The sequence below is a fragment of the Streptomyces sp. DSM 15324 genome, from assembly GCF_001514285.1.
Lineage (GTDB): Bacteria > Actinomycetota > Actinomycetes > Streptomycetales > Streptomycetaceae > Streptomyces.
This window is the reverse complement of sequence record NZ_KQ949027.1, coordinates 210472-231551: the sequence shown is the minus strand read 5'-3', so window position 1 is coordinate 231551 and position 21080 is coordinate 210472. Positions and strand designations below refer to the sequence as shown.

At 71.8% G+C, this 21080-nt stretch carries 15 protein-coding genes, 1 tRNA gene and 2 pseudogenes; 10 read left to right on the top strand and 8 right to left on the bottom strand.

The window, feature by feature from the left end; all coding sequences use genetic code 11:
• Nucleotides 1–95: 95 nt before the first annotated feature.
• Nucleotides 96–1048: pseudogene (locus tag AQJ58_RS17810) on the top strand (DUF389 domain-containing protein).
• Nucleotides 1049–1054: 6 nt separating this feature from the next.
• Here AQJ58_RS17810 and AQJ58_RS17805 read toward each other — a convergent pair.
• Entirely contained in the window at nucleotides 1055–2830 is a 1776-nt protein-coding gene (locus tag AQJ58_RS17805) for a cation:proton antiporter (RefSeq protein ID WP_067251259.1), read from the bottom strand.
• A gap of 626 nt (nucleotides 2831–3456) precedes the next feature.
• Between AQJ58_RS17805 and AQJ58_RS44450 the strand changes: the two are divergent.
• Nucleotides 3457–4059 (top strand): annotated as a pseudogene (locus AQJ58_RS44450) (site-specific integrase); the annotation flags it as partial.
• Here the strand turns inward: AQJ58_RS44450 and AQJ58_RS17795 are convergent.
• The 4 genes from AQJ58_RS17795 to AQJ58_RS17780 form a co-directional block, all read right to left on the bottom strand.
• A tRNA-Arg gene (locus AQJ58_RS17795) sits at nucleotides 4018–4093 on the bottom strand. The pseudogene AQJ58_RS44450 and the gene AQJ58_RS17795 overlap by 42 nt on opposite strands.
• 612 nt (nucleotides 4094–4705) lie before the next feature.
• A complete protein-coding gene (locus AQJ58_RS17790) occupies nucleotides 4706–5104 on the bottom strand; it encodes a VOC family protein (RefSeq protein ID WP_067251257.1) in 399 nt (132 codons plus the stop codon).
• A 178-nt stretch (nucleotides 5105–5282) separates the two neighbouring features.
• Nucleotides 5283–6944 (bottom strand): IclR family transcriptional regulator domain-containing protein, encoded by a 1662-nt coding sequence (locus tag AQJ58_RS17785; protein ID WP_067251255.1) that lies wholly within the window; start codon nucleotides 6942–6944, stop codon nucleotides 5283–5285.
• Nucleotides 6945–7063: 119 nt separating this feature from the next.
• The gene (locus AQJ58_RS17780) at nucleotides 7064–8383 is read right to left on the bottom strand and encodes a M6 family metalloprotease domain-containing protein (RefSeq protein WP_067251253.1); all 1320 of its coding nucleotides are present in this window, start codon (nucleotides 8381–8383) and stop codon (nucleotides 7064–7066) included.
• Between the two features lie 239 nt (nucleotides 8384–8622).
• Between AQJ58_RS17780 and AQJ58_RS17775 the strand changes: the two genes are divergently transcribed.
• The gene (locus AQJ58_RS17775; RefSeq protein ID WP_067251794.1) at nucleotides 8623–9282 is read left to right on the top strand and encodes a TetR/AcrR family transcriptional regulator; all 660 of its coding nucleotides are present in this window, start codon (nucleotides 8623–8625) and stop codon (nucleotides 9280–9282) included.
• Nucleotides 9283–9405: 123 nt separating this feature from the next.
• Complete coding sequence (locus tag AQJ58_RS17770; protein WP_067251251.1) at nucleotides 9406–10938, top strand: MFS transporter; 1533 nt, start codon at nucleotides 9406–9408, stop codon at nucleotides 10936–10938.
• Between the two features lie 249 nt (nucleotides 10939–11187).
• Here AQJ58_RS17770 and AQJ58_RS17765 read toward each other — a convergent pair whose 3' ends face one another.
• A complete protein-coding gene (locus AQJ58_RS17765) occupies nucleotides 11188–11697 on the bottom strand; it encodes a MarR family winged helix-turn-helix transcriptional regulator (protein ID WP_067251793.1) in 510 nt (169 codons plus the stop codon).
• Between the two features lie 130 nt (nucleotides 11698–11827).
• Between AQJ58_RS17765 and AQJ58_RS17760 the strand changes: the two genes are divergently transcribed.
• Nucleotides 11828–12613 carry a dioxygenase family protein gene (locus AQJ58_RS17760; RefSeq protein WP_067251249.1) on the top strand — a complete coding sequence of 262 codons (786 nt, stop codon included), beginning with the start codon at nucleotides 11828–11830 and terminating at the stop codon, nucleotides 12611–12613.
• Here the strand turns inward: AQJ58_RS17760 and AQJ58_RS17755 are convergent.
• Nucleotides 12610–13152 (bottom strand): GNAT family N-acetyltransferase, encoded by a 543-nt coding sequence (locus AQJ58_RS17755; protein ID WP_067251248.1) that lies wholly within the window; start codon nucleotides 13150–13152, stop codon nucleotides 12610–12612. The two genes, AQJ58_RS17760 and AQJ58_RS17755, sit on opposite strands and share 4 nt — an antisense overlap.
• A 215-nt stretch (nucleotides 13153–13367) precedes the next feature.
• Between AQJ58_RS17755 and AQJ58_RS17750 the strand changes: the two genes are divergently transcribed.
• Entirely contained in the window at nucleotides 13368–14363 is a 996-nt protein-coding gene (locus tag AQJ58_RS17750) for a sigma-70 family RNA polymerase sigma factor (RefSeq protein WP_067251246.1), read from the top strand.
• Nucleotides 14364–14978: 615 nt separating this feature from the next.
• Nucleotides 14979–15848: a TetR/AcrR family transcriptional regulator gene (locus tag AQJ58_RS40835; RefSeq protein WP_234360079.1), complete on the top strand. Its 870-nt coding sequence runs from the start codon at nucleotides 14979–14981 to the stop codon at nucleotides 15846–15848.
• A gap of 1 nt (nucleotide 15849) precedes the next feature.
• On the opposite strand, the gene AQJ58_RS17740 is transcribed toward AQJ58_RS40835, so the two are convergent.
• Nucleotides 15850–16827, bottom strand: coding sequence for a helix-turn-helix transcriptional regulator (locus AQJ58_RS17740; RefSeq protein WP_199844604.1), 978 nt, complete (start codon nucleotides 16825–16827; stop codon nucleotides 15850–15852).
• Between the two features lie 223 nt (nucleotides 16828–17050).
• Here AQJ58_RS17740 and AQJ58_RS17735 point away from each other — a divergent pair, with 223 nt between their 5' ends.
• The 3 genes from AQJ58_RS17735 to AQJ58_RS17725 all read left to right on the top strand — a co-directional run bounded on the left by AQJ58_RS17735 (nucleotide 17051) and on the right by AQJ58_RS17725 (nucleotide 21037).
• On the top strand, nucleotides 17051–17812 hold the full coding sequence (locus AQJ58_RS17735; RefSeq protein WP_067251242.1) for a DeoR/GlpR family DNA-binding transcription regulator: 762 nt from the start codon (nucleotides 17051–17053) through the stop codon (nucleotides 17810–17812).
• Between the two features lie 26 nt (nucleotides 17813–17838).
• Nucleotides 17839–18786, top strand: coding sequence for a 1-phosphofructokinase (gene pfkB / locus AQJ58_RS17730; RefSeq protein ID WP_067251240.1), 948 nt, complete (start codon nucleotides 17839–17841; stop codon nucleotides 18784–18786).
• A gap of 124 nt (nucleotides 18787–18910) precedes the next feature.
• Nucleotides 18911–21037: a PTS fructose transporter subunit IIABC gene (locus tag AQJ58_RS17725; RefSeq protein WP_067251238.1), complete on the top strand. Its 2127-nt coding sequence runs from the start codon at nucleotides 18911–18913 to the stop codon at nucleotides 21035–21037.
• Nucleotides 21038–21080 lie beyond the last annotated feature (43 nt).

Here is a 21080-nt window from a genome sequence, read left to right as displayed (position 1 = left end):
TGACTGCTGGCGGTCGGGGCCAGGCAGGGCCGACTGCGAGCACGCGCACCGCTGGGGCGCCTCGGCCACCACCGGCCACACCGGGGAGATCGCGCATGCAGATGATCCACCTCCGGCTGGTGAGCCCGCCTGATCTCGCGCCCCGGGTGGTCGCCCTGCTGACCGGCAACCGTTTCGTGTTCAACCTGGTGGTCCATCCCGGCCCGGCGCACCATCCCGACGGCGACGCGGTCGAGTGCGACATGCTGGCGGGCGGGGCCAACGAGGTGCTGCGCGGGCTGCGGGAGCTCGAAGTCGACCGCCGTGGATCCATCGTCATCGAGCCGGTGGAGGCCGTCTTCTCCGGCATCGCCGCCGAGGCGGAACAGCGGCAGCTCGGCGCGCTCGCCCACGCGCCCGTCTGGGAAGAGGTCGAGGCCCGCATTCGCTCGCAGGGCACCTACGGGCCGAGCTTCTACGTGTATCTGGTCATCGCGGGCGTCATCGCGGCGGTGGGAATCCTCACCAACTCCCAGATCCTCATCGTCGCGGCCATGGTGGTCGGACCGGAGTACGGCGCCATCACCAGCGTCGCGCCGGCCATCGACCGACGCAACGTCCCCAGGATCCGGCAGGGGCTGTTCGCCCTGACCGCGGGATTCCTGATGGCCATCGTGGTGACGTTCCTGTTCTCCTGGGCGATCCGGGCCTCGACCGTCAGCCCAAGGCCTACGAACTGGGCTTCCGGCCGGTGTCCACGCTCATCGACGCCCCCAATCTCTTCTCCGTCGTCGTCGCGGTCCTGGCCGGTGTCGTCGGCATCATGTCGCTGACCCAGGCCCGGTCGAGCGCGCTGCTCGGCGTCTTCATCTCGGTCACCACCATCCCGGCCGCCGCCGACATCGGTGTGTCCTGCGCGTTCTCCAGCTGGAGCGAGGCGCGCGGGTCCCTGGGACAACTGCTGCTCAACATCGTGCTGTTGATCGTCGTGGGTGTGCTGACGCTCAGGTTCCAACGGGCCGTCTGGCGGCGCATCGGCCGACGCGGCGTGGGCTCGGACGCAGGATGAAGACCTCTAACGAGGTGCGGGCGGATCCGGCACAGGTCCGAGCACGACGGCGACGTCACCGGGCTGCGGCTTCGATGCACCACTGCCGTCCGTCGGCGTCAGTCGGCCGCCGGAGCGCACCAGGAGCAGGAGGTCGTAGCCGGGTGGAACAGGATCGTCGAAGCGCCGCGCCTCGATTCGGGCCCCCCGCGCATACCGCTGGGAGACGTCCAGACGCGTGAGTTCCGGGTCGAGCAGAGTCTCACCACCGCCGTAGGGCGCCACGACCCCGTACTCGTGGCTGCGCGGCCCGAGCCGGTAGACCGGGACCACTCCGCCACGACTGAGAACCGTTGCCGCCAAGGCGTTGAAATCGTCCTCGTCCGTGAGGAGCAGGACCGAGGTGATGCCCTCCAGCCGGGCACCGCGTCCGGTGGCCGCTGCCAGCAGCTCTCCCGGCGCCAACTCCAGTCCTGCTTCCCGGATACTCCCTCTCTGGTCCTCGGAACTCGCCCACATCAGCACATCGAGCCCCGCCGAGCGCAGGGCACGCCCGAGATCGACCGCCCACGCCTCCCCGCCGACCAGCAGGGGACGGGCGCGCGTGGGGCGCGTGACGCCCAGCCGGCGCGCCACGGGTACGGCGGTCAGACCGTAGAGCGTCACCGTCGCGGCGATCACCACGAACGTGACCGGGAGGATCTTCGAAGCCCCGCCGACGCCCGCCGCGACGAGACCGACCGAGAACGTCGATGCGCTGGCCGCCGCGACGATGCCCCGGGGGGCCATCCACGCGAGGAACCCGCGCTCGCCGCGTGTCATGCCCGCCCCGAGCGTCGCCAGCCGGACAGCCAGCGGACGCGCGACCAGGACGAGAACCGCGACGAGGCCGAGCGCCGGCAGGACGACATGGCGAACAGAGGCCGGGGTGACCGTGGAGGAGATGGAGACGAACAGCAGACCGATGATCAACTGCACCAGCGTTTCCGAGAAGGGGCGCTCCTCGGGCACGTCGAAAGCGGGCAGATACACCACGGAGAGCCCCATGAGGATCGCGGCGATGAGCCCGGCGTCGTCGCGGACCATGTCGCATGCCGCGGCCACCGCGATCACCGTGGCCATCTGCGCGGAAGTGGCCAGCACATCGCCGAGCCGGAGCCTGGTCAGCAGCAGCCACAGCAAGGCCGTCCCCACGGCGGCACCGGCCAGGCCGACACCGACACTGATCACGAACTGCACTGCCCGATGGCCGAAGCCGCTGCCGCCACCGTCGTTGAGGACCGCGGCGTAGACGACGGCCCCCAGGATGCCCCCCACGGGGTCCACGAGGGAGCTCTCCCAGGCGAGGATCCGCTGGAGCCGGTCGGTCGGCCGGACGAAGGCGAGCAGCGGCCCGACGACCGTCGGACCCGAGACCACGAGGATCGCACCGAGCATGAGCGCCACAGACCCGGACAGCCCCAGCACGGATGCGGCGAACAACGCGGTGGACGCCCAGGACAGCAGCACGCCGGCCAGGATCAGACCGGCCACGGTACGGCGCGGGCGTCCCCGGAGCTTGCGCGGGTCGAGCCCGAGCCCGGCGTCGTAGAGGATCAACGCCACGGCAAGCGACACCAGAGGCTGGAAGGCCGCCCCCAGCAACCGGTCAGGGTGGATGTCGTCGGTGAGCGCCCCCGCCACGAACCCCGCCGGGAGCAGGATGATCAACGCCGGCACCCGGAGACGAGAAGCGACGACCTGGGAGCCGACCGCGAGCACGAACGTCAGGCCCACGCCGAAGAGGATCTCGTCGGTCGTCACCGCTCGCCCTCTCCTCCGACTCCGCCACCATCGATGCCGCCCGCTGTCCGCGTCTCATGCTCACTCCGTGGGAAGCCCCGCGCATCCCCGGCGGGCTGTGCGGGGCTTCCGCACCCCTGGCACGGGACAGTCCACCTCGTGGTGCCGGCCAACCACGACAGCGTCCTGCCCGCCCGGGTACCGATCACCCGGCGGCCCGATCACCCGGGGGCCCGGTGGCCCGGCGGACGCTGCGGAACTGCCGCCTCCGACGGCGGCCGCGATGCCGCGACCACCGGCCGATGACGGACTGGCTCGCGGCCCTGCCAAGCCCCGGCGTCGCGGCAGACATCGCCGTGTGCGCCTTCGCGAGAATCGTGATTCCGCGATACGCCCGGCGGCAGTTGGCGAGTGAGAAGGAAACTCGTTCATCCTGACAGGGGGGTGAATGCCCATCAGTCCTTCGCTGTCTCTGTTGAACGGCAAGCTCCACTGTCGTGTTTCCGCCGCTGCATTGAGTAGGAAGGCAACCTTCGGACCGTCACGTGCCACGAGGTCGGCGGAACGATTTTGGCCTGGAGCTGCTTTGGCGCGAGTGATCATGGTCCCGCAAGCTTCCGGCGCGTCGGGCAGCCTGTGGACCTGCGCTCTACGCGGCCTTCGTCCTCGCCATCGCCATGGGGCTCCGCCGGTGAGAGATCGTCGGTCCTCACTGGTCGGACGGCGACCTCGACATCCGCGTCCTCTACGTCCACCACCAGGCCCAGCGCCGCCGTGGCGTCCTCTACGGCGACGACCCGAAGAACCGCCGTCGTCGGGCCGTCCCGCTCCCCGGCCTCTGCATCGCACCCCTGTGCTGGCACCGCATGCGGCAGGCGGTGGTTCGCGCCAAGGCGGGGGAGAAGTGGCAGGAGTCGGACTACGTCTTCGCCCCCCCGCACCGGCCGCCCCGTCGAGCCGCGCAACCTCTACCGCTCCTTCACCCGCGTCGCTGAGTCCGCCGGCCTCCGTGTCATCCGACTTCACGACACCCGCCACGGCACGGCCACCCTCCTCACGGCGGCGGAGTAGCACCGCGCGTCGTGATGGAGATCCTCGGGCCCTCCCAGATCAGCATCACCATGGACGTGTACACGCACGTCGTGCAGGGCACCCAGCGCGGTAGATGTCAAAGGCCCCGGACCATGATCGGTCCGGGGCCTTTTGGCTGGTGCCCCCGGCAGGATTCGAACCTGCGACACCCGCTTTAGGAGAGCGGTGCTCTATCCCCTGAGCTACGAAGGCGTGGGCTTGTGGGGAACCTTGCTGAAGATCCAGGGCGTGGATCTTCGACGAGGAGCACAAGCCCGCTGGTCAGACGTGGTTCGAAGGGTGCCGCAGCACTAGCTGAGCGGACACGCGACGTACCAACGACTGGCCAGGGACAGCGTAGCGGATGTGCGCCAGCAAGGGGTCTCGGTATAGGCGCTGGAGATCGGGGCGGCGAGCCGGAGCGCCCCTGATCTGCTGTTTTTGTGTCTCATGTGGTGCCGATCAGGTCCACGTCGATCGCGGGCTGAGCGTTGGGGTGGGGGAGCGCGGGCGCTGCTGGTCCAGCAGCGGCATTGCGGTGCTCGTTGCGGCGGTCTCCCTTGAAGCTGACGCGTCCTGCGCCGTGCGTCGAGGCCCGACAGTTCGTCCGCGGAGAGCGCAACGCGCGTACTGCCGGGTGTTCTCGTCGATGTGTGCGGTGCGCCGGTACCGGGGATCCGCCGACCTCGCCAAACCGCACACCTACGGGGAGACCCTGCCCGCCGCGAAGAACGACGAGGACCGCGTGATCACCGTGTCGTGCCGCGCACGCGAGTCGGTGTTCCGGCCTGAGCGAGCCCGGCCCAGGCGGGCGTCCGGTCGGGGTCATCGGCCCGCGAGGATCTCCAGGTAATGCCTGTTCTCCATGATCCCCAGGACATTGCCGAACGGGTCCAGCACCGCGCCGCCCATGAAACCGTCGCCGAAGGTGCGCAGCGGCTCGTGGAGGGTCGCGCCCAGGGCGAGGAGGCGGGCCAGGGTCGCCTCGGCGTCGTCCACGTGCCAGTACGTCACCGCGCCTCCCGCCGAGTCCGCGTGGTCGCCCAGCGTTCCCGTGAACCGGCTGTCCAGCAGCCCCAGTTCGTGCTGGTAGTCGCCGATGCGGAACTCGGCGTAGCCGGGGCGCTCGAAGTACGGCCCGATGCCCAGGAGTTCGGTGTACCAGCGCTTCGCGGCCTCCAGGTCGGCGGCGTGGAAGCGGACGGTCGTGAGGCCTCGCAGCATCGGGGCTCCTTGGGGGAAGGGGCGTATGTGCCGACGACAGTAGGGGCCCATTAGGTCGATTCTTGTCCTAGTCGAACGCACGTAGCTCCGGACCCGCACGTCACCTCCGGACCCGAACCTCGTTTCGGACCCCCACGTCGTTCCGGGCAAGCACCTCGTTCCGGACCCGCACGTCGCTTCAGGACAGCGGTACTCGCGTGAAGCGGGCAGCCACCCGCAGATCCGTCTCCACGAGCGCGGCGGTCGCCTTCAGTTCGGGGACCAGGTCGCGGACGCACTCCTCGGCCGTCCGCCGCGCCGTGTGGGTGGCGATCCCGAGCGCGGCGACGACGCGGCCCGTCCGGTCCCGTACCGGAACCGCGACCGACCGCAGCCCCTGCTCCAACTCCTCGTCCACGAAGGCGAACCCGCCCCCGGAGCCGCCGACCGCGTACCCGCCGTCGTCGGAGCCGCCGCCCGCGTACCCGCCGCCCCCGTACCCCCCGCCCCCGTAACGCCCCGTCAGCACCCGTCCCGCCGCCGTCAGGTCGGCCGGGCGGCGGGTGCCCACGGTGACGTCCACGTCCACGCTCATCCGGTGGTGCGCGGCCACCCCGGCCGTGTACTGGATCTCGTCGCCCCCTTCGGTGAGGACCGCGAGCGCCGTCGACTCGTTCACCCGTTCCGCGAGCGCCGCGAGGTGCGGGGTCGCGATGCGGGGGAGCGTCGTACGGGACAGGGGCGGGAAGCCGAGGGAGAGGACGCGCGGGGTGAGGGCGAAGGTCTGTCGGGGGCGGCCGGGCCCCACCAGGCCCAGGTGCTCGTAGGTGATCAGGGCGCGGCGGGCGGTGGCCCGGGCGAGCCCCGTCGACTTGGCGACCTCCGTCAGCGTCAGCTCGGCCCGGCCCTCGCCGAACGCGGTCAGGACGGTCAGCCCGCGCGCCAGGGACTCGACGAACTCCCGGCCCAGCTCCTGCTTGGACGCGCCCGTCCACAGCGCGAGCCCGGCGGGCGGCGGCCCCGGACGGGGCGCCGGCGCCCGCCGCAGTTCGCCCTCCATCGCCGCGACCGCCGTGCGCAGCCGGGGCAGCAGGGTGTCGCGCAGGTCGGCCGCCGTGTGCCGGCTGGTGTGGCTGACGACGTTCGCGACGCACACGACCCGCCCCGTGCCCGGCGCCCGCACCGGCACCGACACCGCCACCAGCCCCGGCTCGATCAGCTGGTCGTCGAGGGACCAGCCCTCCTCGGCCGCCCGCTCGGCCCGTCGTACGAAGTCCTCGTCGGGCGTGGGGTGCGGGGCGGCCGGTACGGCGGTGAAGGACCGGTCCTGCGGGTCCGCCGCCCGCCGCTCGCGCCACCGTTCCCAGTCGGCGTCCGTCCACTCGGCGGCGAACAGCGGACCCGGCGCGGTGCGTTCGGCGGGCAGCAGATCGCCGATGCGGAAGCTCAGGGACATCGCGCGGCGGCGGGTCGCCTGGTGGATGAAACGGATGCCGTCCCGGTCGGCGACGGCCAGGGACACCGACTCGTCGAGCTCGTCGGCGAGCGCGTCGGCCCGTGCGCCCAGCAGCGCGGGCAGCCGGAGCGCGGCCAGACAGGCGTTGCCCAGCTCCATCACGCGCGGGGTGAGGATCGCCTCCCGGCCCTCCAGCCGGGCGTACCCCATGCGCACCAGGGTCGCGACGATGCGGTCCACCGTGGAGCGGGCCAGCCCGGTGGCCCGTTCGAGCTCGCTCAGCCGCATCGCCCCGCCCGCCGCCGTCAGCTGCCGCAGCACGGCCACCCCGCGCATCAGCGGCACCACGGCCTCCGCGGGCGCGCCCGCCTCGGGGCCGGGGATGGTGGTCGTCTTCGCGGGCATCGGCTCTCCCGTACGGGGGTCTGGGCAGCCCTACGGTAATGCGGCCCCACCGCACACAGCTCACGGCCCACGGTCCTACGACCGTGCTCTTGCCCCCACGGTCACCCACGCCCTGCTCCTCACCTCCGGGTGACCCGCACCCGGTAGTCCCCCTTCAGGTCCGCGCCCGTCACCGAGATCCGGATGCCCCGCTCGGTGTCGGTGAAGGACTCGCCGGGCGCGTAGGGCGCGTCGGAGAGTTCCGCGTGGACGTTCGGGCTGCGCGTGCAGCCCCCGCTGTCCTCGGCCGAGTCGTACACCGTCACCGGCCCCATGCCGGTGTCGATCCCCGCGTCCACCTTGTAGACGAGCACCCCGGGCCGGCACACCGTCTCGTCGTTGCCGCCGCGGGTGCGCAGCTCGACGGCGTAACCGGTGCGCGCGTCGACGGGCACGAACACCAGCTTCGGGCCGCCGGTCCGCCACAGCGGGGTCAGCCGGTACTCCGCCGACCCGCGCACCGCCGAGCAGGCGATCTGGTGCGCGTCCAGCCAGCCCAGCTTCCACTTGTGCCAGCCGAGCAGGTCGTTGTTGGCCCCCCAGTCCTCGCTCATGATGTCCCAGTGCCCGACCGCGCCCCCGCCGTCCTGGGTGTAGAGGTCGGGCAGCCCGAAGACGTGCCCGTTCTCGTGCGGCAGGACCCGGTAGCCGGTGCGGCCGTAGGAGCCGGAGCCGTCGTCCTGGCGGGAGTAGACGAAGGACGCGTTGGCGACGGTCACCCCGTCGGCGACCGGCGCCTCGGTGTTCCCGGCGAACGTCACCGACAGGACCGTGTCCAGCGCGGAGGGGCCGGCGTTCGGGGTGACCAGCACGTTCAGCAGGTCGTACGAGCGGAAGTCCACGCTCGGGTCGGCGGCGGCCACGATGTCCTGGACGAGGCGGCGGTAGCCGGGGTCGAAGGGTGCGCCGCGTTCTATGCCGTACGCCCGGAACGTCTTCGGCATCCGCAGCCAGTGCCGGATCGGGGTCTCGGAGCGGTAGTCGAGACGGCCGTAGGACGCCGTGCGGAACCATTCCTCGGTCTGCGGGAAGAACTCGCGGTAGCGGTCCAGCGCGGTGCCCCGGCCCGGCGCGTCGGAGAAGTCGACCATCAAAGTGAGGGCGTGGACGGTGCCGGTGGAGCGGGCGTAGCCGCCGGGGGTCGGCAGGCCCTCGGACATCTGCACGGTGGGGCCGCCTCTGATCATGCAGGGGGCGAGGCCCACGGTACGGCCCAGCGAGATCGGGCCCGCCCCGGCCCGGGTCGGCCCGAGCGCGAGGCCGGGGTCGAGGCGGCCGGTGCCGGCCGAGGTGCTGACGGCGAAGGTCAGCGCGGTCACGGAGGCGAGGACGGCGACGCGGCGCGCACGTATCCGGCGGCGGAGGGGTTCCGGGGCGGTGCGCGCGGGCTGCGGCTGCATGCGGGGCCTTTCCCTCCGGGCAGCCACCCGGTCACCGGCTGCTCCCTTTCGCTCACCCTGTGACGCGGGGCCTACGGGCGCGCGCTGGGAACGACCGATCGTGTGCATGTGATCCAGGTCACAAAAGAAAGTTCCGGCGGGGGAAATAACCGGGGATCGCTTCCCCGTTTAGTCAGGTGTCCAAGCGAAACGGGGAGAGCTTCCCCGGATCGCCCCGCCCCAGCTTCGAGGAGTACGCCGTGCAGACCGCGACCGCGACCTCGGCGCAGCCCGCCACGCGCAAGGCGCCCCGCCCCCGGGCCGACGCCCTGCGCAACCGGGAGCGGATCGTCACCGCCGCCCGCGAGATGTTCACCGAGCTCGGTCCCGACGTACCGCTCGACGACATCGCCCGCCGGGCCGGCGTCGGAAATGCCACGGTGTACCGCCACTTCCCCGACCGCGACGCCCTGGTCCGCGAGGTCGTCTGCTCCGTCCTGGACCGCACGGTCCTGGCCGGCCAGGCAGCGCTCGCCGAGTCCGGGGACGCCTTCGCGGCACTGGAGCGCTTCGTGCACGCCACCGCCGACGAACGGGTCGGCGCGCTGTGCCCGATGGTCTCCAGCGCCTTCGACCAGCACCACCCCGACCTGGAAGCCGCCCGCCTGCGCGTGGAGCGGATCATCGAGGGGGTCATGGACCGCGCCAAGGCCGCAGGACAGCTACGGCACGACGTCGGCGTCGGCGACGTGATGATCGCCGTGGCCCAGCTCAGCCGGCCCCCGGCCGGCACGGGCTGCCTGAGCGCCGACCGTTTCGTCCACCGCCACCTCCAGCTGCTGCTGGACGGACTGCGGGCCCCGGCCCCCTCCCTCCTGCCGGGCACCGCCGTGACCATGGAGGACCTGCGTCAGGCCTGACCCCGACCCGTAACCAGCCGGTGCTCCAGCGGCCGTCACCGTAGACGAGCCGCTCGCTCGCCTCGCAATTTTTCAGCTCTTCCCGTCTTTTTTCCGTCACGAAGTCCCGAAGTGGGTATCCCCATGTCCGAAACAGCCCTCAAGGCCCCCGGCGTCCCCGACGCCAACCGCTGGAAAGCCCTGGCCTTCATCGCCATAGCCCAGCTGATGGTCGTGCTCGACGCCACCATCGTGAACATCGCGATGCCCTCCGCCCAGCAGGATCTCGGCATCTCCGACGGCAACCGCCAGTGGATCGTCACCGCCTACGCCCTCGCCTTCGGCGGACTGCTGCTCTTCGGCGGCCGTATCGCCGACCTGTGGGGCCGCAAGCGCGCCTTCGTCACCGGTCTCGCCGGCTTCGCCGCGGCCTCCGCGCTCGGCGGCGCCGCCACCAACGAGGCCATGATGTTCGGCGCCCGCGCACTCCAGGGCGCCTTCGGCGCGCTCCTCGCGCCCGCCGCGCTCTCCCTGCTCGCGGTGATGTTCACCGACGCCAAGGAGCGCGCCAAGGCCTTCGGCATCTACGGCGCGATCGCCGGCGGTGGCGGCGCGGTCGGCCTGATCCTCGGCGGGTTTCTCACCGAGTACCTCGACTGGCGCTGGACGTTCTTCGTCAACATCCCGTTCGCGATCGTCGCCGCGGCCGGCGCGTACTTCGTGATCCGTGAGCCCGAGGGCGGCCGCAACCGCTCCTCCCTCGACATCCCCGGCGTCATCCTGTCCACCCTGGGCCTGGTCTCCCTGGTCTACGGCTTCACCCGCGCGGAGTCCGACGGCTGGAGCGACTCCCTGACCGTCGCCATGTTCGTCGCCTCCGGTGTGCTGCTGGTCGCCTTCGTGATCGTCGAGTCGAAGGTCAAGGCCCCGCTGCTGCCCCTGCGCGTGATCACCGAGCGCAACCGCGGCGGTGTCTACCTCTCCCTCGGCCTCGCGATCATCGCGATGTTCGGCCTGTTCCTGTTCCTGACCTACTACCTGCAGGTCGTCAAGGGCTACTCCCCGGTCAAGACCGGCTTCGCGTTCCTGCCGATGATCGCGGGCATGATCACCGGCTCCACCCAGATCGGCACCCGGCTGATGACCCGGGTCGCCCCGCGCCTGCTGATGGGCCCGGGCTTCCTGGTCGCCGCGCTCGGCATGCTGCTGCTGACCCGCCTGGAGATCGGCTCCTCGTACGCGGCCGTCCTGCTGCCGGCGATGCTGCTGCTCGGCCTCGGCATGGGTACGGCGTTCATGCCGGCGATGTCCCTGGCCACGTACGGCATCGAACCGCGTGACGCGGGTGTCGCCTCCGCGATGGTCAACACCTCGCAGCAGGTGGGCGGCGCCATCGGCACCGCCCTGCTGAACACGATCGCCGCGTCCGCGACGACGTCGTACATCAAGGACCACATCGCGGGCGCCGCCTCCCGGCCCCAGCAGCAGCTGGTCCAGCTGGAGGGCATGGTGCACGGCTACACCAGCGCCATCTGGTTCGCCGTGGGCATCCTGGTCGCCGCCGCCGCGATCGCGCTGACCCTCATCACCGCCGGCAAGCCGGAACTGGGCCCGGCGACGGGCGAGGGCGCGACGGACGCGGAGGACGCGGTCCACATCCCGGTGGTGGCGCACTGACGTCACTGACGTAAGGGGCGGCGCATCCGAAGGAGCGCGGGCCGTACCGATCTGCGGCTTCACGGATCTACGGCTCCACCGATAGCGGCTCCAACGATCTGCGGCTCCGCCGCGTGGGCGCGCCACCCCGCGACGGCGCCGCACTGAAGCACGACACCGACCGGCGTTCCTAACGGAGCCCGTTCCTAACGGAGCCCGTTCCTAACGGAGCCCGTTCCTAACGGAGCCCGTTCCTAACGGAGCCCGTTCCTAACGGAGCCAGGGAAGGTCGGCCCCCGCCTCGTCCGGCTGAAGGCCCTCGGCGATGATCAGCATGATCTCGCCGAGGGCTTTCTGCTGTTCCGCGCTGAGCCGGTCGAACACCGCGTTGCGCACGGCGGTGACATGCCCCGGCGCCGCCCGGCGCAGCACGTCGATCCCCTCCTCGGTGATCACGGCGAACTGCCCGCGCTTGTCGGAGGGACAGTCCTCACGCCGTACCCAGCCGCTCTTCTCCAGCCGGGCGACGGCGTGCGAGAGCCGCGAGCGGGTGATCTTCGCGTACATGGCGAGCTCGGTCATCCGCAGCCTGCGGGCGGGCGAATCGGCGAGTTTGACCAGAAGGCCGTAGTAGATGTGGGGCATCCCCGCGTCCCGCTGGAGCTGCCGGTCCATGTGGTCCTCGAGCAGCATGCTCGCGTGGACGTAGGAGCGCCAGACGATCTGTTCTTCGTCGGTGAGCCATCGGGGCTCTTCAGCGGAAGTGGATGCGGTGTTCATGGAGTCCACTGTAAGCGCACGCTCCTTGAATTTTAAACAAATTGGGAATATGCTGTGTGACGTTGACGTTTTAGATTTCAAGCAACGGCTCCGGTAGGGAGTCGACCGGGCACCGGAAGGAGCCGCCGTCATGTCCGCCGCCACTCAGGAACGCATGCCCGCCCTGTACCTCAGCCATGGCGCGCCACCGCTCGCGGACGACCCGATCTGGCCGGGCGAACTCGCCGCCTGGTCCGCGGGCCTGCCCCGACCCAAGGCGATCCTGATGATCTCCGCCCACTGGGAGGAGGCCCCCCTCGCCCTCGGCGCCGTCGAGCCCGTACCCCTGGTCTACGACTTCTGGGGCTTCCCCGAGCATTACTACCAGGTGAAGTACGACGCCCCCGGCGCGCCGGAGCTCGCCGAGAGCGTGCGCAAGTTGCTGCGCGCCCCCGGGATCCCCGTCCAGGACATCCCCGACCGAGGCCTCGACCACGGCGCGTACGTCCCGCTCGTCGAGATGTTCCCGGCCGCCGACATCCCCGTCCTCCAGGTCTCGATGCCGACCCTCGACCCCGTCCGGCTCATGGAGATCGGCCGGAAGCTGGCCCCCCTGCGCGACGAGGGCGTCCTGATCGTCGGCTCCGGCTTCTTCACCCACAACCTCGCAGCCCTGCGGCAGGGCGGCATCCCCTCCTGGTCGGTGGAGTTCGACGACTGGGGCCGGCGCGCCATGGAGGCCCGCGACTGGGACTCCCTGCTGGACTTCCTCCACAAGGCCCCGGCCGGCCGCTACGCCCACCCCCGCACCGAGCACTTCGCCCCGCTCTTCGTGACCATGGGCGCCGCCGAGGTCTCCGGCGAACTGGACGCGCAGAAGTCGGTGATCGACGGGTTCTGGATGGGGCTGGCCAAGCGGTCGGTGCAGTTCGGCTAGGAACCCTTCCCCCAGGACCCCGGGAGCCCCTTCTCGTACCAGGCGACGTCCCAGTAGCGGCCGAACTTGCGGCCCACCTCCCGGTAGGTGCCCACATGCCGGAAACCGAAGCGTTCATGCAGCCGCGTGGACGCTTCGTTAGGCTGCGCGATCCCCGCGTACGCCCGGTGCAGATCCTCCCCGGCGAGCGCCTCGAAGAGCGCCGTGTAGAGCAGTGTGCCGATCCCGCGGCCCGCGGCGTGCGGGGCCACGTAGACCGTCACCTCCACCGACGTCGAGTAGGCGGCCTTCGGCCTGTAAGGGCTGGATGTGGCGTACCCCAGAATCTCCTGTGAGTTCGCGTCCGCGGCAACCTTCAGCCGGTACGGGCCGTCTTCAGGGTGGGAGAGCAGCCAAGGACGGCGCTCTTCCGGAGTGAAGACCGCGGTATCGAATGTGATGGGCGTCTCACGAACGTAGTGGTTGTAGAGGTCGGTGAGAGCCGCGAGGTCCCCCTCGACTCCTGGCCTGACCTGCACCTCCGCGTGCTCGGACGCCATCGCTTCTCCCCGTGTGGCCCGCCATGGCCGGACAGGGTACTGCATGATCAGAAAATCCGGGGTGCCGGTTGGGAATTCTGTCCTGATTCCAGTCGTTGTTTCCATCGGATGCAGGGCACACGAGCAGAGTCCCGAAGCGAGAGTCCCGGGACCACTGAGCGAGGGCCCGGTGTCCACGGACCACCCGCTGACCCCACCATCGCAAGGGAGCACGCATGGCAACCCGTGCCGTCGCCCGTCGTCAGTCCGCCAGTGGCCGGACCGGCGCGGCAAGCAGTGTTCGCGCCCATGGCGGCGAGATCGCCGACCGCGACCTGGTCGGCATGTACCTCGACGAGATCGCGCGTACACCGCTGCTCGACGCCGCCAAGGAAGTCGAGCTGTCCCAGATCATCGAGGCGGGTGTGTTCGCGCGACAGGTCCTCGACGGGTACGAGGAGTCCCGCGCGGACGCCACCCGTGAGGAACTGGAGGCCCTGGTCGCCGAGAGCGAGCGCGCCAAGGACGTCTTCATCCGCTCCAACCTCCGTCTGGTCGTCGCCGTCGCCCGTCGCTACCCGCGCAGCGGTCTGCCCCTGCTCGACCTGATCCAGGAGGGCAACGCCGGACTGGTCCGCGCGGTGGAGAAGTTCGACTACCGCAAGGGCTTCAAGTTCTCGACGTACGCCACCTGGTGGATCCGCCAGGCCATCACCCGCTCGATCGCCGACCAGTCGCGCACGATCCGCCTGCCCGTCCACCTGGTGGAGGAGCTCGGCCGGATCCGCCGCGTCCAGCGCGAGTTCAACCGTGAACACGGCCGCGAACCCGAGCCCCAGGAGATCGCCGCGGAACTCGGCTCCACCCCCGAGCGTGTCACGGACGTCCTGGACTGGGCCCGCGACCCGGTGTCCCTGAACATGTCGGTGGACGACGAGGGCGAGACCCAGTTCGGCGACCTCCTGGAGGACACCTCGGCGGTGTCGCCCGAGCAGTCGGTCCTCACACTGCTGCGCAGTGAGGAACTCGACGGCCTCATCGACCGCCTCGACCCGCGCACCGCCTCCATCATCAAGATGCGGTACGGCATCGAGGACGGCCGGGAGCGCACCCTCACCGAGGTCGGCAAGGAGCACGGCCTCACCCGCGAACGCATCCGCCAGATCGAGAAGCACGCCCTGCTGGAGCTGAAGAAGCTGGCCCGCGACACCGGGTTCGAGGCCGCGGCCTAGGCGCGGAGGCTTCCCGGCCCACCGGCGCCCCGGCTCCCCGCCGGATCATCATCCTCGGCACACCCCGGGGCACGCGGGTCCGCCCCGGCACGCGGGTCCGCCCCGGCACGCGGGTCCGCCCCGCCTGCGCCGGGTGGTGGGGCTGCGCCGGGTGGTGGGGCTCGCCGGGGCGCGTGCGGCAGCGTGCGCGGGGATGTCGTCGACCGCCTACGCGGGGTGGTCGCGGACCGCTTACGCGGAGGGGGCCCGCCGCGCGAACATGGCGATACAACGCCGCTTCAAGGCCGGGGACCGGGGAACAAGACTTCAGGGCACGGGGGTTCGAGACCTGCGCCACCCGTCCCGCTTCCCGAGAACCACGTCCCGACGCACCATCCCCCCGGCGCCGGGACTTTCCCCGAGCCGGGCTTCGGCGCCTTCCCCCGGGCGCCGGGGCCCGGCTCGCCCTGGTCCGCGGGTCCATTGCCGACCCGGGTTTGTTCCGATGCCGCGGTGGGCCGCCGATGCCGTCCCAGGCTCTGCGCGATGCCGAGGGGGGCGGGTCACCCCGTACCTGAACCACGGGGTGCCCCGCCCGGATGGCAGATTGTGCCACATGGGCATAGCCTGCCGAGCGTGACCAGCACCACCCCCGCCACGGCCTCCCTGACCGAGCGGCGCAAGGCGGCGACCCGGATGGAGATCGCCAGAGCCGCGGCGGGCCTCTTCGTCGCCCATGGCCTCAAGGCCACCCGCGCCGAGGACATCGCCCAGGCCGCCGGCATCGCCCCACGCACGTTCTACCGCTACTGCGCCACCAAGGAAGAGGCCGTCGCCCCCCTCTACGCGGCGGGCGCCCAGCGCTGGGTCGAAGCGGTCCGCGAGGCCCCGCCCGCCCTTCCGCTGCCCGACGCGCTCGCCCACGCCGTCCACCACACCCTCGTCCCGGGCCAGGGTGTCTCGGCCGCCTCCTGGGAATGGGTCCGCACCCTCATCCGCCTGGCGGAGGCCGTGCCCGCCCTCGGGAAGGTCTGGGCGGAGGTCTGCCAGGCATCGGAGGAGTCACTGGCGCGGGTGCTGGCGGAACGGCTCACCGGCGCGCAACGGCACACCGGCGCGCAGCAGCCCACGGGCGAGGGCGGGGAGGGTGATTCCGGGGTCGGTGATGCCGGGCAGGGCGGTGTCGGGATGGGCCACGCCGGGCCGGGCGGTGTCGGGATGGGCCAAGCCGGGCAGGGCGGTGTTGGGGCGGCTGGCCTCGGCCCGGCTGGCACCGGTACGGCCGGTGTCGGGGCGGCCGGTGTCGGGGCGGCCGGTGTCGGGAACGCCGGGGTCACGCCGCACCTGCGTTTCGGCGCCGCCGTCGTGAGCGCCGCGGTCCGGGTCGCCGTACAGAGCTGGGCCGTGAACGACACCCCCGCCACCGCCCCGGACGGTCCGGCGGCGCTGGCGCTGCGCAACCTGGAGGCGCTGAGGGGGTTCGCCTGGGAACCGGAGCGCACCTGACTCAACGCGCGCCCCCGGCACCTCCCGCGCGCCCCAACCGTGCCCCCAACTCCCTTACGCACTCCACCAGTTCCCGGGGTTCCCGCACCGAGAACTCGCACCCCAGCATCGCGAGCCGCATCGCCAGCCACTCCACGGGATCGGCCGTCGTCCCGCGCAGCCGGCTCCCGGCCGTCCCGTCCTGCTCCGGCCGGCCCATCCAGGCCGGCAGCCGCGCCGCGACGGCCTCGGGCGGCTCCGCGAAGGCGACGTCGAACACGTACTCGGGCGTCTGGCCCTGCAAGGACCGCCGCAGGTAAGCCGCCGCGTCCCCCTCTGGCAGCTCCCGGGGTGTGAACCGCGCCCCGGTCGCGAACGGCTCGCTCACCCGGTCCACGCGGAAGGTCCGCCAGTCGGCCCGGTCGACGTCGTAGGCCACGAGGTACCAGCGCCGTCCCGTCGACACCAGCCGGTACGGCTCGGTCAGCCGCCGTGACTCGGTGCCGTCCTTCGCCTGGTAGGCGAACCGCAGCCGCTCGTGCCCGGCGACCGTGGAGGCCATCACGGTCAACGTCTCCGGCGCGATGGTCGCCCCGTCCCCGCTGGTCAGCGGGGTGGTCGCGGCCTGGAGCGTGGTGACGCGGCGGCGCAGGCGGGCGGGCAGCACCTGTTCCAGCTTGGCCAGGGCCCGTACGGACGCCTCGTCCACACCCTCCACCGCGTGCCCCGCGCCCGCCCGCAGCCCGACCGCGATCGCCACCGCCTCCTCGTCGTCCAGCACCAGCGGCGGCATCGCCTTGCCCGCGACCAGCCGGTACCCGCCGTCCGCGCCCTTGCTGGCCTGCACCGGATACCCGAGCTCGCGCAGCCGGTCGATGTCCCGCCGCACGGTGCGCCGGGACACGCCGAGCCGCCGGGACAGCTCACCGCCGGGCCACTCGCGGGGCGTCTGGAGGAGGGAGAGCAACTGCAGCAGCCGTGCCGGAGTGTCCGTGGTCATGCGTCCGAGCATGCCGCAGAAGTAGGACGGGAACCGACCTACTTCGCGATCGCTTGGGGTAGGGAAGTCCGTTCATGCCCGAATGAAGCCCGAACCTGTTTACTTTGCGGAAATCCGGGCGTAGCCTCGGCTTGAAACCACAAGTTCGGACATGATTCGGAATGAATCAGAAGTAGCCAGAAGTAGCCAGAAGTAGTCGGGCGCAATCGGAAGGCGAGCGGACATGTACGCACCGGAGCGGCAGCAGGAGATCCTGCGGCTCGCCCGTGAGGGCGGCCGGGTGGACGTCCTGTCGCTGGCCGAGGAGTTCCAGGTGACGGCGGAGACCATCCGCCGCGACCTGAAGGCCCTCGACCGCGCCGGACTGGTGCGCCGGGTCCACGGCGGTGCCATACCGGCCGGACGCCTCGACTTCGAACCGGACCTCGCCGAACGCGAAGGCACCTCCACCGACGAGAAGGACCGCATCGCCAAGGCGGCCCTGACGGAAGTGCCCTCCGAGGGCACGATGATCCTCGACGCCGGCACCACGGTCGCCCGCCTCGCGGCCGCGCTCCCGCTGGAGGCCGAGCTCACCGTCGTCACCCACAGCCTGCCCGTCGCGGCCCGCCTCGCGGACCACCCCGGCATGCAGCTCCACCTCGTCGGAGGGCGCGTACGGCACCGTACGCGCGCCGCCGTGGACGCCTGGGCGCTCCGCGCTTACGGCGAAATCCGGGCTGATGTACTTTTTGTGGCGGCCAACGGTTTCTCCACCGAGCACGGACTGACCACCCCCGACCTCGCCGAGGCCGCGGTCAAGCGGGCGGCCGTCGCCGCAGCGCGCCGGGTCGTCCTGCTCGCCGACTCCGCCAAGCACGGCCAGGAGCACTTCGCCCGCTTCGGCGACCTGAGCGACGTGGACCTGCTGATCACCGACAGCGGGCTGAGCGACGACGACGCGGCCGCCATCGAGCGCGGCGGCACGGAAGTGGTACGAGCATGAGCGGCACCCCCACCACCCCTCGCGGAGTGATCCTCACGGTCACCCCCAACCCGTCCCTGGACCGCACCTACGAGGTCCCCGCCCTCGACCGCGGCGAGGTCATCCGCGCCACCGGCGAGCGGATGGACCCGGGCGGCAAGGGCGTCAACGTCTCCCGCGCGGTCGCCGCGGCCGGCCGGCGCACGGTCGCCGTCCTGCCCCTCGGTGGTGCGCCCGGCGCACTCGTCGCCGAACTCCTCGACGCCCAGGGCATCGAGGTCGCCCCCGTCCCGGTCGCCGGGGCCACCCGCTCCAACATCGCGCTCGCCGAGTCCGACGGCGTCCTGACGAAGATCAACGCGCCGGGCCCCGAGCTCTCCCCCGACGAGCAGGAACTCCTCCTGGAGACTGTCCGCGCGCAGTCGCGCGACGCCGACTGGATCGCCTGCTGCGGCAGCCTGCCCCGAGGCCTCGCCCCCTCCTGGTACGCCGAGGTCGTCGCCCGGGCGCACGCCGGGGGCGCACGGATCGCCCTGGACACGTCCGGCCGCGCCCTCCTCGAAGCGCTGCGCGAGCGGCCCGACGTGGTCAAGCCGAACGCCGAGGAACTCGCCGAGGCCGTCGGCCGCCCCCTGGCCACGGTCGGCGACGCGGTGAAGGCGGCCGAGGAACTGCGCGAGATGGGCGCCCGTACCGTCCTCGCCAGCCTCGGCGCCGACGGACAACTCCTCGTCGAGGACGCGGGCACCTGGTTCGCGAGCGCCCGCGTCGACGCCGTCCGCAGCAACGTCGGCGCCGGTGACTCCTCCCTCGCGGGGTTCCTCATCGCCGGCGGCCGAGGCCCGGCGGCGCTCGCCTCCGCCGTCGCCCACGGCGCGGCGGCCGTACAGCTGCCCGGCAGCGTCATGCCGACCCCGGGCGACCTGGACCCGGCGGCGGTGACGGTCACCGCGGACGTGCCGGTGGACCGCGAACTGAGGGAGCCGACGTCATGACGACCCTCCTGTTACGCGCCGCCCGCCTCCCCTCTCCCCACCCCACCCCCACCCCCACCCCCGTCCCCACCCTCACCCGCGCCCACCCCACGTCCCGGGCGATACGCGTGCGAAGGAGCCCGCGATGAGCGACATGATCACCGCGGACCTGGTCGACCTCGACCTGTCCGCCGACACCAAGGAAGCCGCCGCGCGGTCCCTCGCCGCACGCATGGTGGCCCAGGGCCGGGTGACCGACCTGGACGGCTTCCTCGCCGACGTGGCCGCCCGCGAGGCCCAGATGCCCACGGGCCTCGACGGCGGCATCGGCATCCCGCACTGCCGCAGCGAGCACGTCACCGAGCCGACCCTCGCCTTCGGCCGCAGCGCCACCGGCATCGACTTCGGCGCGGCCGACGGCCCCGCCGACCTGATCTTCCTGATCGCCGCCCCCGCCGGCGCCGACGACGCCCATCTCACGATCCTGTCGTCCCTCGCCCGCCAGCTGATGAACGCCGAGTTCACCGACGCACTGCGCGCCGTCGGCGACCCGGCCGCCGCGGCGGCCCTGATCCGCGGCGAGGAAGCCCCGGCCGTGGCGGCCGAGGGTGCCGCTGCGCGTGAGGGCGCTTCTGCGGGCACGGGCGGCTCTGCGGGTGAGGGCGCCTCCTCGGGCGCCACCGCTGGTGCCTCCGAAAGCTCCGTGTCGGTGTCGGCGGCGGCCTCCGCCGACACCGACACGGCCACCACCCCCGAGCCCGCGGCCCGCCCCTTCCGGATCGTCGCCGTCACCTCCTGCCCCACCGGCATCGCCCACACCTACATGGCCGCCGAGTCCCTGGAGAACGCCGGCCGCGAGGCGGGCGTCGAGGTCACCGTCGAGACCCAGGGCTCGGCCGGCTTCACCCGGCTCGACCCGGCCGTCATCGCCGCCGCCGACGGCGTGATCTTCGCCCACGACGTCCCCGTCCGTGAGAAGGACCGCTTCGCGGGGAAGCCCACCGTCGACGTCGGCGTGAAGGCGGGCATCAACCGCCCCGCCGAACTCATCACCGAGGTGCGCGGCAAGGCGGAGCGCGGCGAGGTCACCGCCGCGGCCGCGCCCGGCACCCCGGTGGAACGCGCGGGCGACTCCTCCGAGGGCTACGGCACCAAGCTCCGCAAGTGGCTGATGTCCGGCGTCTCCTACATGGTCCCGTTCGTCGCGGCCGGCGGTCTGCTCATCGCCCTCGGCTTCGCGATCGGCGGCTACAAGATCAACAAGGCTCCGTCGGTCATGGACCACTTCGTGTGGACCCAGAGCGACAGCTGGGCCGCGCTGCTCTTCCAGATCGGCGTCGTCTCCTTCGGCTTCCTGGTCCCCGTCCTCGCCGGCTACATCGCCTACGGCATGGCGGACCGGCCGGGACTCGTGCCCGGCTTCGTCGGAGGCGCGATCTCCGTCACCATCAACGCGGGTTTCCTCGGCGGTCTCGCCGCCGGTCTGATTGCCGGTGGTGTGGTGCTGTCGATCCAGAAGGTGAAGATCCCACCGGCGGTACGCGGCATCATGCCGGTCGTGGTGATCCCGCTGATCTCCTCGGCCATCGTCGGATTCCTGATGTTCGTCGTCATCGGCAAGCCCATCGCCTCCGCCCAGAAGGCCCTCACCGACGGACTGAACGGCCTCACCGGCACCAACGCCGTCCTCCTCGGCGCCCTCCTCGGCCTGATGATGTGCTTCGACCTCGGCGGCCCCGTCAACAAGGTCGCGTACACCTTCGCCACCGCCGGCATCGCCGTCGCCAGCCCCAGCGACTCCGCCATGAAGATCATGGCCGCGGTCATGGCGGCCGGCATGGTCCCGCCCCTCGCGATGGCGCTCGCCACCACCGTCCGCGGCAAGCTCTTCACCGAGACCGAACGTGAGAACGGCAAGGCCGCCTGGGTCCTCGGCGCCTCCTTCATCTCCGAGGGCGCGATCCCGTTCGCCGCGGCCGACCCGCTGCGTGTGATCCCCTCCTCGATGGTCGGCGGCGCTGTCACCGGGGCCCTGTCGATGGCCTTCGGCGCCACCCTGCGCGCCCCGCACGGCGGCATCTTCGTCGTCCCGCTGATCGGCAACCCGTTCCTCTACCTGATCGCCATCGCGGCCGGCGTCTGCGTCACCACGGCCCTGGTCGTCGTCCTCAAGGGCCTGCGCAAGCCGGCACCCGGCAGCACCCCCAGCACGACGACCCCCGGCGGCGCGTCCGCCCCCGCGTCGGAGACCAAGCAGCCGGTCGCGGCCTGACCCACCGGCCCCGCGCCACCTGCACCAGCGGCCGGTCGCAGCC